Source organism: Acidiphilium sp. JA12-A1 (assembly GCF_000724705.2).
In the GTDB taxonomy this organism is placed as follows: Bacteria; Pseudomonadota; Alphaproteobacteria; order Acetobacterales; family Acetobacteraceae; genus Acidiphilium; species Acidiphilium multivorum.
This window is the reverse complement of the sequence record NZ_JFHO01000063.1, coordinates 19100-35092: the sequence shown is the minus strand read 5'-3', so window position 1 is coordinate 35092 and position 15993 is coordinate 19100. Positions and strand designations below refer to the sequence as shown.

Sequence of the window (15993 nt, the reverse complement as noted above, 5' to 3'; positions counted from 1 at the left end):
GCGGGACAATTTCCGGGTCGGACGGATATGGACATCAAGCGCGAGCACAAGATCAATTTCTGGTTTCTCATCGCCGCCGTGATCGGTGTGCTGCTGATCCAGAACCTCCTCACCCGTCCGCCAGACGTGAAGGTGATTCCCTACAGCGAATTCCTCACCCTTGCGAAGTCGGGGGGTGTTGCCGACCTCCGGATCGACCAGGATAGGATCACCGGCCGCTTCACCAAGCCGCCGGCGAAAACACCGGCGACATTCGAGACCAACAGGGTCGAACCGGCGCTAGCCGCGACACTCGAAAAGACCGGGATCAGCTTCGCGGCGACGCCGGGGCCCACCCTGCTCGAGCGCGCGCTTGGCTGGGTGCTGCCGATCTTCCTCTTCGCGTTCATCTGGCTGTTCCTGATCCGCCGCATGTCCGGGGAGTCCGGTGTCGGCGGCATGATGTCGATCGGCAAAAGCCGGGCGAAAATCTATGTCGAGAAGGATATCAAGGTGACCTTTGCCGACGTTGCCGGCGTCGACGAGGCGAAGGCCGAGCTACAGGAAGTGGTCGATTTCCTCCGGAATCCGAAGGAATACGGCCGCCTCGGCGCGCGCGTTCCCAAGGGGATCCTGCTGGTTGGCCCGCCAGGAACAGGCAAGACGCTGCTCGCGCGCGCCGTCGCCGGCGAGGCCGGCGTGACCTTCTTCTCGATTTCGGGATCGGAATTCGTTGAGATGTTCGTCGGCGTCGGCGCGGCCCGCGTGCGCGACCTGTTCGAGCAGGCGCGACGGCAGGCGCCGGCGATCGTCTTCATCGACGAACTCGATGCGCTCGGCCGCGCGCGCGGCGGCATTTTCACCGGCGGCGGGCACGACGAGAAAGAGCAGACGCTGAACCAGTTGCTGACCGAACTCGACGGGTTCGACAGCAGCACCGGCGTCGTTCTCCTTGCCGCGACCAACCGCCCCGAAATTCTCGACGCGGCGCTGCTGCGTGCAGGTCGGTTCGACCGGCAGGTGCTGGTCGACCGGCCGGACCGCAAGGGACGCATTGCCATCCTGACCATCCATGCGAAGCGCATCACCCTCGCTCCGGATGTCTCGATCGAGCAGGTCGCGGCGCTGACGCCGGGCTTCACCGGCGCGGATCTCGCCAATCTGGTGAACGAGGCCGCGCTGCTCGCCACCCGGCGCCGGGCCGATGCCGTGACGCTGGAGGATTTCAACCAGGCGATCGAGCGCATCGTCGCCGGGCTGGAGAAGCGCAACCGGCTGCTCAACCCGCACGAGCGGGACATCGTCGCCCATCACGAAACCGGCCATGCGCTTGTCGCCATGGCGCTGCCGGGCGCCGATCCTGTGCAGAAGATCTCGATCATCCCGCGCGGGATCGCCGCCCTCGGCTACACCATCCAGCGCCCGCTGGAGGACCGTTACCTGATGGACCGGCGGGAACTGTTCCAGCGGATGACGGTGCTGCTGGCGGGCCGCGCCGCCGAATCCCTGGTATTCGACGAGGTTTCGACCGGGGCGGCGGATGACTTCGTGAAGGCCACCGAGATCGCCCGCAGCATGGTGCTGCGCTATGGCATGGTGCCGGAACTCGGCCTCGTGGCCTATGAAACGGACTCAGGCAGCGCCTGGCTCGGCGGTGCCTCGGCCACCGATCTCAGGCCACGCCGCTACGGCGAGCAGACGGCGGATGCGATCGACGCCGCGGTGCGGGATATTCTCGATACAGCGTTCGAGGCGGCGCGTCTCATCCTGCGGCAGAATCGTGCCCTGCTCGACGAGGTGGCAGATGATCTGCTGCGGCGGGAAACGCTCGCTGCCGCCGATCTGCAGCTCATCGCCGCACGGGTGATCCGGCCTGCTGCCCTGCCCTTCCTGCCCGCGCCGGATCAGCCTTCGGCGGCGGCGGCGGCGAGTGTCACCACGATCGGGTGATGATCGGAACTGCCGCGGCCGAGCACCCGGGCCTCATGCGCGTGCAGGTCGCGCACCATGCAACGGTCGAGCCGGAACGGCACCATCTCGCCGGCGCGGCAGGTGGTCTGCCTCGGGCCGACATCTCGATATCCCCTGAGCCGGATCGGGCCCACCGCATTGTAGTCGCCAACGATCACCGCCGGGCCGTCGATCTGCCGGGCGATATGGCGAAGCTGCAGGCGGTTGAGCATCTGCCCGTGCGAGAGATGGACGTTGGCGAAGGTGATTCCCTGCGCCTCCACCAGCAGGGCGAGGCGCGGCGGCACCCTTCCGGGCATGACCGAAGCCGGCAACCGCACCGTGCCGGGCTCAGCGAGCGGTGCGGGACTCCAGACGGCAAGCCCGTAGATCCGCCCCTGCATCGGCGCGCGATAGAACCATCCGCCGCAAAGATCGGTGACCTGGGCAATCGACTCGGTCGCTTCCTGCATCAGCATCAGGTCGGGCCGGTAATCCTCGATCAGCGCCGCGACCTCGCGGGCCTCGGCGCCCACGCGGCGGAGCAGGTTCCAGCTGATCAGGCGCATCGGCAAACCTCCCTTTGAGCACGCCGTCAGGCCGGCTGACGGCAGGACAATGCGAATGATATGGTAGCCTCCCCGCCCATCTTGTGTATGCATGGCGGCATGGCAGCCAATGACGAACGGCGCGGATGCGGCCGCTGATTTTCCTGCTCCTGCTGATTCATTGCGGAGTCGCCTTGGCGGTTACGCGGCACGCGCTGCTGCGCAAGGCGGATGTACGGGCGGCCCTCGGCTGGATCGCGATCGCCTGGCTGTCGGCAGTGATTGGCGGCCCGCTTTACCTTGCCTTCGGCATCAACCGGATCAACCGGCGCGCGAGCCGCCTCTCCGTCCGCACCGACTCGCTCGATGTCAGTTTCGGCGAAGCGACACCGCCCGACGCGCAGCCCGCCATACAGGCGCTCGCCCGGGTCGGCCAGCGGGTCACCGGCGTTCCCCTGCAATCGGGCAACGCCGTTGCCATCCACCACGGCGGATCCAAGGCCTATCCGGCGATGCTGGAGGCGATCCGCGCGGCACGACACAGCATCGCACTCGCATCCTACATTTTCCGCGATGACCGCGTCGGCCGGACCTTCGTCGCCGCCCTTGCCGCGGCGCATGAGCGGGGGGTCGAGGTTCGTGTGCTGATCGATGGCGTTGGCGGCGGCTATCTGCGCGCGCCCGCCTTTCGCGCGCTGCGACGAGCCGGTGTGCCCTGCGCGAAGTTCCTGCACAGCTGGGCGCCATGGCGGATGCCGCTGCTGAACCTGCGCAACCACAAGAAGCTGCTGGTGATCGACGGCGGCGCCGGCTTCACCGGCGGGCTGAACATCGGCGCCGAGAATCTCGCTCCCGACGATCCGTCCGACCGGGTGGACGATGTTCACCTTCGCGTGGAAGGGCCGGCCACACGGCAACTGATGGCCAGCTTCGCCCAAGACTGGCTGTTCACAACCGGCGAGACGCTCGAAGGTCCGGCCTGGTGGCCGCAGATCGGCGAGGCCGGCGTGACGCCGGCGCGGGGCATCCGCTCCGGACCGGATGGCGACCTGTTCAACCTCGAGACGATTCTCGGTGCTGCGATCACCCTTGCGGAACGGCGGATCAGGATCGTCACCCCCTATTTCCTGCCTGATCCGCAGCTGGAGTTCGCCCTTGCCCAGGCCGCGCTCCGCGGGGTCGAGTTGCAGATCGTGATCCCGGAGCGGAGCGATCACCGGTTGATGGACTGGGCGATGCGCGCGCATCTGCGCTTCTTCCGCGCCATCCGCCCGCATGTGCGGCTCGGCGCAGCGCCATTCAACCACGCCAAGCTGGTGACGGTGGACGGCGCCTGGTGCCTGATCGGCAGCTCGAACTGGGACACGCGGAGCCTGCGGCTCAATTTTGAGTTCGATCTCGAATGCTACGATCCGGTCGTCTGCGCCAGGATCGACGCGTTGATCGACTCGAAAATGGCGGCGGCGGCACCGTTACGGCAGGGGCTCGAGACAGGGCCATTCGCGCCGCTACGCGACGCGGCCGCGCGCTTGCTCCTGCCCTATCTCTGAGGCAACAGGCCGAGCGTGGCTCTCGTCAGTTCCCCATCCGGCCGACGCAGCTGATCGAGGATGGTGAAATGGTCGGCGCCGGCCACAGGCAGGAGCGGCCCCGGCGCATGACTGGCGGCACGCAGGGCGTGCAGATCGCGGCTGTCGGTAACCAGCGCCGCCAGTTCACGCGTGCCGTAGGCGATCGCGAGGGGCTTGTTCACGACCGGCAGGCGCAGGGGCGACAGCGTCGCGGCTTCCTCGTCGGTCAGGCGCAGCTTCTCGTTGAGGTAGGTGTCGCGCAGCGGCCCGAGTTCGAACACGCCGGAAATGGCAAACCCCGCCGTCACCCGCGGATGGCGCAGCCCCATCGCCGCGAGATGCCCGCCGGCAGACCAACCCGACAGCACGACCGGGCCAGCGACGCCGTGCGCGGCGCCATGTCCCGCCAGCCAATCCAGCGCCTGGTGGATTTCGGCGACAATGTCCGCCAGCGTGATCTCGGGTGCCAGGGTATAGCCTGGCAGGGCACAGGACCAGCCATGGGCGCGCACCCCCTCGGCCAGGCAGGCGAAATCCTCGCGCCGGTTTCGCTGCCAGTAGCCACCGTGGATGAACACGAGGCAGGGGGCGTTGGGATCTTCCGCGGCGTAGATGTCCCAGAGATTGCGCTCACGCGGGCCGTACCGCAGATCGAGCCCGGCGGCATGGCGGGCGCGGAATTCACGCGAGGCGGCGATCCGTGCCTCGTTCAGCGCCGGGCTTTCGGGAACGGCCGCCGAATTGTCATAGGCGCGGTCACGCTCCGCCCGGCTCATCCGGCCCCATTCGGCACAGAGTCCGCGCAGATGCGGCGTGGTCATGTGGCGTCTCTCCGGGTAGCGGGTTCAGCGATGGCGGGAGACGGCATAATCCGCCGCCTCCATCATCAGGGCGCGCAGCGGATCGTCCGGCAGCGTGGCCAGTGCGTCCTTCGCCTTGCGCGCGAATGCGTCGGCCTCGCGGATGGTCTGGCCGATGGCGTCATGCCTGCGGATCAGATCGAGAGCTGTGGCGAGATCGGTTTCGGTCTGCTCGCCGTCCTCGATGGTACGGCGCCAGAACGCGCGCTCAGGACCATCGCCCGCCGCATAGGCCACCAGGACCGGATAGGTCAGCTTGCCCTCGCGGAAATCGTCGCCGACGGTCTTGCCCAGTTCGTTCTGGTCGGCCGCATAATCGAGTGCGTCATCGACGAGCTGGAACGCCATGCCGAGCGCCGCGCCGTAGCAGGCAAGCGCGCCGCACACCGCAGAGTCACGGTCGGCAACAACACCGCCCACCTCGCACGCCGCCGCGAACAGCGCCGCGGTCTTGCCCTCGATCACCTTGAAATAGCGCGGAATGTCCGTGCTGAGATCATTCTGGGTCGTAAGCTGGAGCACCTCGCCCTCGGCGATGGTAGCCGAGGCGTTGCAGAGAATTCGCAGCACGTCCAGCGAGCCGTCCTCGACCATCAGCTCGAAGGCACGGGCAAACAGGAAATCCCCCACCAGCACCGAAGCCTTGTTGCCAAACACGGCGTTCGCGCTCGCGAGCCCGCGGCGGAGGCCGCTTTCATCCACCACATCGTCATGCAGCAGCGTGGCTGTGTGGATGAATTCGACACAGGCGGCGAGGTGGATATGCCGCTCGCCGCGATAGCCGCAGAGACGCGCCGCGGCGAGGGTGAGAAGCGGCCGCAACCGCTTGCCACCCGCGGCGATCAGATGCGCAGCAAGTTGCGGGATCAGCTCCACATCGCTCGCCATGCGCGCGAGGATGGTGCGGTTCGTTTCCGTCAGATCGTCCTGAAGGACCACCGCGAGGCGATGCAAGGCATCTTCCTCCGGACGCGTGCGCGCCGTTCCGGCATCCTGTCCCGAGGTCAGCAGCCCATCCACAGCCGGTATCAACCTTGTGTTTCCATCTGGATCAGGACAGCATATCGGCGCGGGGGACAGAGGGTCAAGGCGGCCCGCGGGGAAGGAGACCGCATGGAAACGATCGTTGCGTCGACGGATACGATCCGCCTCAGTTTCCTGATGGCGCTCCTCCGCGATGCCGGACTCGCCCCGGTGCTGCTGGATCAGAATATCGCCGCGATCGAGGGCAATATCGGGGCGTTTCCCCGCCGGATCGCGGTTGCGACGGACGAGGCGGCGCAGGCCCGCCGCATTCTGCGCGAGGCCGGCGAGGCATGAGGCTTACCGAAGGCACCTTGCTTGCCGGTCGCATCCGCTACACCCAGGCCGCGACCGGGCATCGGACCGGAATCGAGCCCGTGCTGCTCGCCGCCGTCGTGCCGGCACGGCCGGGCGAACGGGTGATCGAGGCGGGTACCGGTGCCGGCGCCGGTCTTCTCTGCCTCAGCTATCGCGTGCCCGAACTCCGCGGGGTCGGCATCGAGCGGGATCCGGAACTGGCTGCCCTCGCGCGCGACAACCTGCGGACGAACGGCTTCGAGGGCACCACGATCATTACCGCCGACATCACCGGCCCACCGCTCACCGGCCCAGTCGACCATGCCTTCGCCAACCCGCCCTGGCGCCCGGTCGCCGACACCCCCTCGCCCGATCCCGGCCGCCGCCTCGCCTACGAGGCGCCCGGCGATCTGCTGCCGGCCTGGACCGCGTCTCTGACGCGATTGCTGCGTCCGCGCGGCAGCCTGTCGCTGATCCTCCCCGCGGCATCGCTCGATACCGCGCTCGAGGCGGCGCGCGCGGCGGGCTGCGGATCATTGCGGATCCTGCCGCTCTGGCCACGTGCCGGGAGGCCGGCGAAGCTGTTCATTCTCCGGGCAATTCGCGGCGGGCGCGGGCCGACCGTGCTGCTGCCGGGCCTTGTGCTGCACGAGGCCAGCGGCTTCAGCGAGGCCGCCAATCTCGTGCTCCGCGACGGCGCGGCCATCGACCTCTGAGCGGGCGATCACAATCGCGCGGGATGAATTCCGGCCGGCAATACCGCTTCCAGATGCGGCCAGAGTTCCTCATCCGGCACCTTGACGAGGTCGTGCTCGACGGTGCCGATCAGGTTGCGCGCCGGCAAGGGCGCCAGCGCGTCGCGCAGCGTCGGTATCAGCCGCGCAGGCGCAGCAAGGATCAAACCGCCGAAGCTGCCTTCGGGCAGCGCATTGAGTTCCGACGCCACGGTTCGGGCGAAGGCGATCTTTTCCGACTCGTGCGGGTCATGCCGCGGCTCAACCGCGTGATGCGCCGTCGAGCCGGTGTGGAACGATGCGCCCGGCCCATCGCTGCGCAGTTCGGAGGAACGCAGATGCGCCGCCACCGATTCGAATGTGCGCTCGGTCTTGAGCTTGCCTGGGGGACGGAACCGCACGAAGCGCGCCTGCGCGCCATCGGCAATCACGACGAGGAGGTCTTCGCTGCTGGACATCGCTACACTCCGAATGGTCTTGACGAGACGATTCTAGGAGCAGGTTCCGCGGGCGGAAATCACTCGATCGGGTAGGTTTGCCGGCCGACGGCCTTGTCCGCAACGCAGCCATGTCCCCAGGCCGGCTCGTACGACCCGATCCTTGATCTGCCTCAATGAAACGTTCCGAAACGATCGGCAAAGCGCTTGCTCAAGAGGCGTGGCAACGCGGGGAGTGGAAGCGGAATGTATCGTGACCGGATCAGGCTGGAGACGCTCTGGGGCAAGGTGATGTCGGCCGAGGAGGCCGCGCTGTCGATCAGGGACGGGATGGTGATCGGCATGAGCGGTTTCACCCGCGCCGGAGACGCCAAGGAGGTGCCGGTGGCCCTCGCCGAGCGCGCCCGGCACGATCCACTGCGGATCACGCTGATGACCGGCGCCTCGCTCGGCAACGATATCGACAAGACGCTGTCCGAGGCCAACGTGATCGCCCGCCGCATGCCCTTCCAGGCCGACCCGGCCCTGCGCCGCCGCATCAATAACGGCGAGGTGATGTTCATCGACCAGCATCTGTCCGAAACGGTGGAACAGCTGCGCGCACGCCAGCTTCGCCCGGTCGACATCGCCGTGGTCGAGGCGACGGCGATCAACGAGAAGGGCGGCATCGTGCCCACCACCTCGGTCGGCAACGCCGCGAGCTTCGCCGTGCTGGCGGAGAAGGTGATCGTCGAGATCAACATGACGATGCCGCAGGAACTCGAAGGCCTGCACGACATCTATTTCCCCTCGCGCCGCCCCTATCGCGAGCCGCTCGGGGTGATGCGGCCGAGCGACCGGATCGGCCTGCCCTATGTGCCGATCGACCCGCAGAAGATCATCGGCATCGTCATCACCAGCAAGGCCGACAGCCCCTCGCGCATCGAGCCGCCCGATGACGACACCGCCGCGATCGCCGGGCACCTGCTGGAATTCCTCGACCACGAGGTGCGCGAGGCCCGGCTCTCGCCCTCGCTGATGCCGTTGCAGGCCGGCATCGGCAGCATCGCCAACGCGGTGCTGCACGGCTTCACCGAAAGCCGGTTCAGCAACCTCACCATGTATTCCGAGGTGTTGCAGGACAGCACGATCTCGTTGCTCGACAGCGGCCGCCTTGTCTTCGCCTCCGGCTCGTCGATGACGCTGTCGAAGCCGCTCTACGAACGGGTGCTCGGCGATATCGGCCGCTACCGCGACCGGCTGGTGCTGCGCCCGCAGGAAATCAGCAACCATCCCGAAATCGTCCGCCGCCTCGGCATCATCGGCATCAACACGGCGCTGGAGGCAGATATCTACGGCAACGTGAACTCCACCCATGTCGGCGGCACGCACATGATGAACGGCATCGGCGGCTCCGGCGATTTCGCGCGGAACGGCCATCTCTCAGTGTTCGTCACCAAGTCGCTGGCCAAGGGCGGCAAGATCTCCAGCATCGTGCCGATGGTCTCGCATGTCGATCATACCGAGCACGACGTGGACGTGATCGTCACCGAACGGGGGCTGGCCGACCTGCGAGGCCTTGCCCCGCGCGAGCGGGCGGCGCTGGTCATCGACAACTGCGCGCACCCGCTCTACCGCGACGCGCTGCGCGACTATTTCAACGAGGCCGCGCGCAGCCGTGGCGGGCAGACGCCGCATCTGATCGAACAGGCGCTGTCCTGGCACGCCCGCCTGCGCGAGAACGGCTCCATGCAGGGGTGAAGCCTCCGGCGCCGCGCCCGGAGGCCCCGGCGCGGCACCGCGGGGTCAGACCCGCATCGGCATGAGAACGAAAATCGCGCTCTCGTCGCCGGCGGCGCGCACCAGGGTCGGCGCCGCGCCGTCGGCGAAGCAGAACTCCACCTTGCCCTTGATCTGTTCCGTCACGTCGTTGAGGTAGCGGGCCTGGAAGCCGATTTCGAGCGGGGTGGCACGGTATTCCACCTGCTCGGCGTCGAGTTCCTCGGTTGCCGTGCCCTGGTCGGGGCTGGTCGCCGAAAGCACCAGGAGGTCGCGGCCGACGGAGAGTTTGACCGGCTTGTTTCGCTCGGAGGTGATCGCCGAGACGCGCGCCACTGCGGCGGAGAAATCGGCGGTCTCGACGCGCAGTATCTTGTCGTTGCCCGTAGGGATCACCTTCGAATAATCGGGATAGGTGCCGTCGATCAGCTTGCTGGTCATCCGCATGGTGTCCAGCTCGAACTGGATGCGGGTTTCCGAGAGCGCGATCGAGACATCGCCGGAGACCTCGTCGAGCAGCTTGCGGATCTCGTTCACCGTCTTGCGCGGCACGATGACGCCGGGCATCCCCGCGGCGCCCTCGGGCAGCGGCTCCTCGACGCGGGCGAGACGATGCCCGTCCGTCGCCACGGCGCGAAGCACCGGCACTCCCTCCGACTCGGCGGCATGAAGATAGATGCCGTTGAGATAGTAGCGGGTTTCCTCGGTCGAGATCGCGAAGCGCGTGCGGTCGATCAGCCCGCGCAGCGCCTGCGCCGGCACGGCGAAGCGATGCGTCAGCTTGCCGGCATCGAGCTTGGGGAATTCGTCGGTCGGCAGCACCACGAGCTTGGTGGCGTAGCGTCCAGCCCGCAGCGCGAGCGGCGCGTCACCGCCCGGATGGTCGAGCTCGATCTCGGCGTTGTCCGGCTGGCGGCGCACGATCTCGTAAAGGGTCGCCGCCGGCGCGGTGACAGAGCCGTCCCTCATCGTCGTCGCGGCGACCTCCTCGATCAGCGCGATCTCCAGATCGGTCGCGGCGATGGTCAGCCGGCCTTCCTTCACCGACAACAGCACATTGGCCAGGATGGGAATCGTGTTGCGTTTTTCGACAACGTTCTGAACATGGGCCAGCGCCTTCAGCAGCGTTGCCCGATCCGCCTTGAGCTTCATGCGATCCTTCCAGTCAGCCTGACCGGGCTGCCTCAGCACCCGGGTCTCGCTGCATAGCCCAGTTCGAACCGGAATTGAACCATCCCGCCGCCCGATGGTGGGTGACAGCGGCGAAAAGCCGGGCTAAGGCAGGGTCCGCGGGGTGCAGCGCCCGGCTTCAGTTCGACAATCGGCAATGATTTCAACGCGGATCGGCTCATGACCAGACCAGTCCCGCCCGCCCTTGTTCATGGCCGCCGGCTGCCCAATACGTGGGACGTCGCGGCGATGGCACTCGTCTTCGCCCTGCTGATCGGGGTGGCGCACGTCGCGCAGGGCACGATGGCGCCCCTCGCGCGGATGAAATCGGGCCATATTCACCTGAATCCGGCGTGGCTGCCCGGCTACGCATTGCGCACGACGTTGCGCATGTTCGCTGCCCTGCTCGTCTCGCTCGGCTTCACCTTCACGGTCGCGACACTGGCCGCGAAGAGCCGGCGCGCCGCAATCATCATCATCCCGATCCTCGACATCCTGCAATCGATCCCGATTCTCGGCTTCATTTCCTTCACCGTGCTGTTTTTCCTGCATCTTTTCCCGGGACAGGAACTCGGCGCGGAACTCGCGGTGGTGTTCGTCATCTTCACCAGCCAGGCCTGGAACATGGCCTTCAGCTTCTATCAGTCGCTGACCACCGAACCGGCGGATCTGGTCGAGGCCTGCCGCAGCTTCGGCCTGACACCCTGGCAACGCTTCTGGCGACTCGACGTGCCGTTCGCCGTGCCGGGCCTCGTGTGGAACACCATGCTATCGATGTCCGGCGGCTGGTTCTTCGTGGTCGCGTCTGAGGCGATCACGGTCGGTCACACCACCTTCACCTTGCCGGGGATCGGCTCCTACGTTGCGGTCGCGCTGCAGCACCGCGATTTCGCTGCCATCGTCTATGCGCTGCTGGCCATGCTGGTGGTAATCCTGCTCTACGACCAGTTGCTGTTCCGCCCTCTTGTTGCCTGGTCGGGCAAATTCCGGTTCGAAACCGTGCCCTCCGCCGGCGAGACGGAACCCTGGGTCCTCCGCCTGCTGCGCCGGACCTTTCTTCTCCGCGCCGCAGGGGACTGGCTGAGCGACCAGTTTGCCCACGTCGTCCGCCTGCGCCTCGGCAGGGCCGACCGGAAGTTCGGGTCCGCCGGCCTCGACCGCGCCACCGGACGGATCGGCGACGCCGCCTTTTATGCGGTCGTGATCATCGCGGCCGGCGCCGCTGCCGCACAGGTGGTCGAGTTCTGCGCGCGCACGATGTACTGGAGCGATCTTGCCCAGTGCGTCGTGCTCGCCTTCTACACCCTTGCCCGCGTCATCGCGGCTTTGGTGATCTCCTGCGTGATCTGGGTGCCTGTCGGCGTCTGGGTCGGGTTCAGGCCGTGGGCGACGCGACTGGTTCAGCCAGCCGCGCAGTTCCTCGCCGCCTTCCCCGCCAACCTCGTCTTCCCCGTGGTGGTTGCCGGAATCGTGCATTTCCGCCTCGCTCCAAACATCTGGCTGACACCGCTGATGATCCTCGGCACACAGTGGTACGTCCTGTTCAACGTCGTCGCGGGTGCCGCCGCGCTGCCGGGCGACCTGAAGGAAGCGGCATCGAATTTCCGCCTGAGCGGGCTTCTCTGGTGGCGCCGGCTCATCATTCCCGGCATCCTGCCCTATTTCGTTACCGGCGCACTCACCGCGACCGGCGCGGCCTGGAATGCCTCGATCGTTGCCGAGGTCGCCTCATGGGGCCATACCACGCTGGTCGCGCGTGGGCTCGGCGCCTATATCGCGCAGGCGACCATGGCCGGGAACACCAGCCGCATCGTGCTCGGCGTGGCCGTGATGGCGGCTTTCGTGCTCGGCTTCAACCGGCTGGTCTGGCGCCCCCTCTACGCCTATGCCAGCCGGCGCACCAATTTCGGATAAGGAGGAGAGATGGACCAGCAAACCGCGCCCGGCATCCTGCTCGATGTCCGCAACTGCCGGCAATCCTATCCGAAGGAAGCCAACAGCGAACTGGTCGTGCTCGACGACGTCAACGTGACGCTGCGCGAGGGCGAGATCGTCGGCCTGCTCGGCCGCTCCGGCTCGGGCAAGTCGACGCTGCTGCGGATCATCGCCGGCCTGCTGCGCCCGACCCGCGGCGATGTGTCGTGGAAGGGTGCGCCGGTGCGCGGCCCGGTGCGCGGCGTCGCCATGGTGTTCCAGAGTTTTGCTCTGTTTCCGTGGCTCACGGTGCAGGAAAATGTCGAGCTCGGGCTGGAGGCGCAGGGTGTCGCCCGGCGCGAGCGCGAGGAGCGCGCCGAGGAGGCGATCGACCTGATCGGCCTCGGCGGTTATGACGGCGCCTACCCCAAGGAACTCTCGGGCGGCATGCGCCAGCGCGTCGGCCTCGCCCGCGCGCTGGTCACCCATCCCGACCTGCTGCTGATGGACGAGCCGTTCTCGGCGCTGGACGTGCTGACCGCCGAAACCCTGCGCACCGACCTGATCGACCTCTGGTCGGAGGGCAAGCTTCCGGTCAAGTCGATCCTCATCGTAACTCACAATATCGAGGAAGCGGTGCTGATGTGCGACCGCATCCTCGTCTTCTCGTCCGATCCCGGGCGGGTCGCGCACGAATTGCGCGTTCCCTTTCCACACCCGCGCAACCGGCTCGATCCGGCCTTCCGCAAGATGGTGGACGACATCTACGCGGTGATGACGCGGCGCAAGTCGCCGGCGGACCTGAAGGCCGAGGCCGCCCACCCGGCGACCGGCTTTGCCACGCCGCTCCACCCGATCGGCACCAACCTGATGTCCGGCCTGATGGAAACGCTCGCCGCCCCGCCATATGACGGCCGCGCCGACCTGCCGGCCCTCGCCTCCGTGCTGCAATACGAGGCTGACGAATTGTTGCCACTCGGCGAAACCCTGCAACTGCTGCGCTTCGCCGAACTTGAGGATGGCGATATCCGCCTGACCGAGCAGGGCCGGACCTTCGTGAATGCCGATACCGAGGAGCGCAAGAAGATCTTCGCCGCCGCCGCCCTCGCCAACGTGAAGCTGGTCGCCGCGATCCGCCAGGTGATCGACGAACGCTGGAACCATCGCGCCTCCGCCGTCCGCTTCCGCGACGAACTGGAAGATCACATGTCGCCCGAACGCGCCGAGGAAACGCTGCGCACCGCGATCTCCTGGGGCCGCTATGCCGAGATCTATTCCTACGACGAGGAAGCCCAGCAGTTCAGCCTCGAGGATATCGAGGAAGAATAGGGCCGTCTGATCCGCTTCGCCGCAATCGAGCCGCTTTAACCGGCGGGGGCGGCACGCCATCTGCTCTCGATGAGCACCGGAGCAGAAAGACTGCGTGACGTGCCGGTCGGCATCGATGCGACCGGCACCCGCACCGAGCATGATTCGATGGGCGCGATCGAGGTGCCGGCGGATCGCTACTGGGGAGCCCAGACCCAACGCAGCCTGCGCCATTTCGCCATCGGCGAACGGATGCCGACGGCGCTCTACCGCGCCTATGCGCTGGTCAAGAAGGCGGCGGCCGAGGTGAATGCCGAGCTTGGCGCGCTGCCCGGCTGGAAGGTGGCGGCGATCGTCCGCGCCGCCGAAGAGGCGATGGCGGGCGCACTCGACGATCATTTCCCGCTGCATGTCTACCAGACCGGCTCGGGCACGCAGTCCAACATGAACCTCAACGAGGTGCTGGCCGCGCGGGCGAACCAGCTGCTCGGCGCCGAACCCGGCGCTCGAGCGCCGATCCATCCGAATGACGACGTCAACCGCTCGCAATCCTCCAACGATACGTTTCCCGCGGCGATGCATGTCGCGACCCTCGCGGCGCTGGACGAGGATCTCATTCCCGCCATCGACGCGCTCGCCGGCGCCATCGAGGCGAAGGCCTTCGCGTGGATGGACATCCCCAAGACCGGCCGGACCCATCTGCAGGACGCGGTGCCGCTCACCGTGGGCCAGGAATGGTCGGGCTATGCGCACCAGCTTCGCGATGCGCTGGCGCGGGTCGGGGCATCGCGCGGCGGGCTGCTCGAACTCGCCGCCGGCGGCACCGCGGTCGGCACCGGCCTCGCCGCCCCCGCCGGCTTCGGCCGGGCGATCGCCGCACGAATCGCCGCGATCACCGGCAAGCCATTCGTTACCGCCCCGAACAAGTTCGCCGCGCAAGCCTCGCTCGATGCGATGGTCGCGACGATGGCCGCCTTGCGCGGCCTCGCCGTAGCACTGATGAAAATCGCCAACGACATGCGCTGGCTCGCCTCCGGCCCCCGCTGCGGCATCGGCGAACTCCTGCTCCCCGAGAACGAGCCAGGCTCCTCGATCATGCCCGGCAAGGTGAACCCGACCCAGTGCGAGGCGCTGGTGATGGTCTGCATCCAGACGATCGGCGATGACGCGGCGGTTGCCTTCGCCGGCAGCCAGGGCAATTTCGAGCTGAACGCGATGCGGCCGCTGATCATCAACAACGTGCTCCGCACCTGCCGGACCATGACGGAAGCCTGCACCGCCTTCCGCCGGTTTTCGGTGGAGGGGACCGCGCTGAACCGTGCGCGGATCGACGAACAGCTCGGCCGCTCGCTCATGCTGGTCACCGCGCTGAGCCCGGAAATCGGCTATGATCGCGCCGCCGCGATCGCTCATCACGCGGCGGAACACGGCCTGACGCTGCGCGAAGCGGCAACCGGCTATGGCGGCGTCGACCCCGCGACGTTCGACCGGCTCTGCGACCCGGCAAAACTCGTGAGCTCAGGACTGGCGGGCGCCTGATCCAGCCCGGCAAAGACAGGCTCCGCCGCGCGCATCCTGGCCGCCAGCGCATCGGCAACGGCGCGGATGCGCGGCACGTCGCGCGTATCCTCGTGCTGCACCAGCCAGATTTCCCGCTCCGGCAGCGGCAGTGAATCGATCCGCGTCAACCCCGCGCCGGCGGCGACGTGGTGCCCGAGCACGGCGATGCCCAGCCCGGCGCGGGCGGCGGCGAGCTGGCTTACCCGGCTGTCGGTCCTGAGGGCGACAGCCGCCTTCGGCGCCATCGCCGCCAGCGCGTCGAGCTCCGGATAGGCGCCGGTCTCGTCGCGCGACAGGATGAGCCGGTGGCCCTCGCCCTGGCTGCCAGGCCAGGCCGGCACACTGCGCGCGGCAAGATAGGTTTCGCTCGCATATAGGCCGAACGATACCGTGCCGATTCGCCGCCCCCGCAACGACTGCCCACGCGGCCGCGCGAGACGGAGGGCGAGATCGGCCTCGCGCGCAGCGAGCGAGAGGGTACGGTCATCGGCGATCAGTTCCACCACGATGCCCGGATAGCGGTCGGCAAGATCGGCCAAGGCGGGCATCAGCACGGAGGGCGCAAAATCGCTCACCGTCGTCAGGCGCACGGTGCCTTCCAGCCGCACATCCCGCCCGCTCACCGCCCGCTCGGCCGCCAGCGCCGCCGTCTCCATCCGCTCCACCTCGGCGCGCGCCGCCTCACCGGCGGCGGTCAGCCGGAAGCCGCGCGGCGTGCGTTCCAGCAGCCGCACACCGGCCCGCGCCTCCAGCGCCGCGAGCCGCCGTCCCATCGTCGATTGCCGTACGCCCAGCCGCCGCGCCGCCGCCGACAGCGTGCCCTCTCGGGCTATGGCGAGAAAGCTGCGCAGATCGTCCCAATCCATCGTCGCTCCTATGCGATT

14 protein-coding genes are annotated in these 15993 nt (G+C 67.6%); 8 read left to right on the top strand and 6 right to left on the bottom strand.

The genetic code is table 11. The annotated features are described in order from the left end of the window. The first annotated feature begins 27 nt into the window (after positions 1 to 27). Positions 28 to 1929, top strand: coding sequence for an ATP-dependent zinc metalloprotease FtsH (gene ftsH, locus RT91_RS12590; RefSeq protein ID WP_011942236.1), 1902 nt, complete (start codon positions 28 to 30; stop codon positions 1927 to 1929). Here ftsH and RT91_RS12585 read toward each other — a convergent pair. Continuing rightward, on the bottom strand, positions 1884 to 2498 hold the full coding sequence (locus RT91_RS12585; RefSeq protein WP_011942237.1) for an endonuclease/exonuclease/phosphatase family protein: 615 nt from the start codon (positions 2496 to 2498) through the stop codon (positions 1884 to 1886). The two genes, ftsH and RT91_RS12585, sit on opposite strands and share 46 nt — an antisense overlap. A 173-nt stretch (positions 2499 to 2671) precedes the next feature. Here RT91_RS12585 and RT91_RS12580 point away from each other — a divergent pair, with 173 nt between their 5' ends. Further along, positions 2672 to 4027, top strand: coding sequence for a phosphatidylserine/phosphatidylglycerophosphate/cardiolipin synthase family protein (locus tag RT91_RS12580; RefSeq protein ID WP_240314283.1), 1356 nt, complete (start codon positions 2672 to 2674; stop codon positions 4025 to 4027). Here RT91_RS12580 and RT91_RS12575 read toward each other — a convergent pair. Together RT91_RS12575 and RT91_RS12570 are read right to left on the bottom strand one after the other, a co-directional pair. Next, positions 4018 to 4869 carry an alpha/beta hydrolase gene (locus RT91_RS12575; protein WP_011942239.1) on the bottom strand — a complete coding sequence of 284 codons (852 nt, stop codon included), beginning with the start codon at positions 4867 to 4869 and terminating at the stop codon, positions 4018 to 4020. The genes RT91_RS12580 and RT91_RS12575 overlap by 10 nt on opposite strands. A gap of 24 nt (positions 4870 to 4893) precedes the next feature. After that, positions 4894 to 5928 carry a polyprenyl synthetase family protein gene (locus RT91_RS12570; protein ID WP_011942240.1) on the bottom strand — a complete coding sequence of 345 codons (1035 nt, stop codon included), beginning with the start codon at positions 5926 to 5928 and terminating at the stop codon, positions 4894 to 4896. Between the two features lie 93 nt (positions 5929 to 6021). Between RT91_RS12570 and RT91_RS12565 the strand changes: the two genes are divergently transcribed. Both RT91_RS12565 and RT91_RS12560 read left to right on the top strand, forming a co-directional pair. Next, positions 6022 to 6228, top strand: coding sequence for a DUF2007 domain-containing protein (locus tag RT91_RS12565; RefSeq protein WP_007422958.1), 207 nt, complete (start codon positions 6022 to 6024; stop codon positions 6226 to 6228). Then, complete coding sequence (locus RT91_RS12560) at positions 6225 to 6944, top strand: tRNA1(Val) (adenine(37)-N6)-methyltransferase (protein WP_013640011.1); 720 nt, start codon at positions 6225 to 6227, stop codon at positions 6942 to 6944. The genes RT91_RS12565 and RT91_RS12560 overlap by 4 nt, the downstream gene beginning before the upstream one ends. Positions 6945 to 6952: 8 nt before the next feature. On the opposite strand, the gene RT91_RS12555 is transcribed toward RT91_RS12560, so the two are convergent. Then, positions 6953 to 7420, bottom strand: a complete 468-nt coding sequence (locus RT91_RS12555; RefSeq protein WP_011942242.1) for a host attachment protein — start codon at positions 7418 to 7420, stop codon at positions 6953 to 6955. Positions 7421 to 7645: 225 nt separating this feature from the next. On the opposite strand from RT91_RS12555, the gene RT91_RS12550 reads away from it, so the two are divergent. Beyond that, positions 7646 to 9139 carry an acetyl-CoA hydrolase/transferase family protein gene (locus tag RT91_RS12550; protein ID WP_035187552.1) on the top strand — a complete coding sequence of 498 codons (1494 nt, stop codon included), beginning with the start codon at positions 7646 to 7648 and terminating at the stop codon, positions 9137 to 9139. A gap of 45 nt (positions 9140 to 9184) precedes the next feature. Here the strand turns inward: RT91_RS12550 and dnaN are convergent, their stop codons facing one another. Beyond that, complete coding sequence (gene dnaN / locus RT91_RS12545; protein ID WP_007422952.1) at positions 9185 to 10309, bottom strand: DNA polymerase III subunit beta; 1125 nt, start codon at positions 10307 to 10309, stop codon at positions 9185 to 9187. 198 nt (positions 10310 to 10507) lie between these two features. On the opposite strand from dnaN, the gene RT91_RS12540 reads away from it, so the two are divergent. From RT91_RS12540 to RT91_RS12530, 3 genes are all read left to right on the top strand, one after another. Then, entirely contained in the window at positions 10508 to 12241 is a 1734-nt protein-coding gene (locus RT91_RS12540) for an ABC transporter permease subunit (protein ID WP_007422951.1), read from the top strand. A gap of 9 nt (positions 12242 to 12250) precedes the next feature. Then, on the top strand, positions 12251 to 13570 hold the full coding sequence (locus RT91_RS12535) for an AAA-associated domain-containing protein (RefSeq protein ID WP_007422950.1): 1320 nt from the start codon (positions 12251 to 12253) through the stop codon (positions 13568 to 13570). A 69-nt stretch (positions 13571 to 13639) separates the two neighbouring features. Further along, the gene (locus RT91_RS12530; protein WP_035187550.1) at positions 13640 to 15088 is read left to right on the top strand and encodes a lyase family protein; all 1449 of its coding nucleotides are present in this window, start codon (positions 13640 to 13642) and stop codon (positions 15086 to 15088) included. Here RT91_RS12530 and RT91_RS12525 read toward each other — a convergent pair. Then, positions 15007 to 15975 (bottom strand): LysR family transcriptional regulator, encoded by a 969-nt coding sequence (locus RT91_RS12525; protein WP_035187548.1) that lies wholly within the window; start codon positions 15973 to 15975, stop codon positions 15007 to 15009. The two genes, RT91_RS12530 and RT91_RS12525, sit on opposite strands and share 82 nt — an antisense overlap. Between the last annotated feature and the right edge of the window lie 18 nt (positions 15976 to 15993).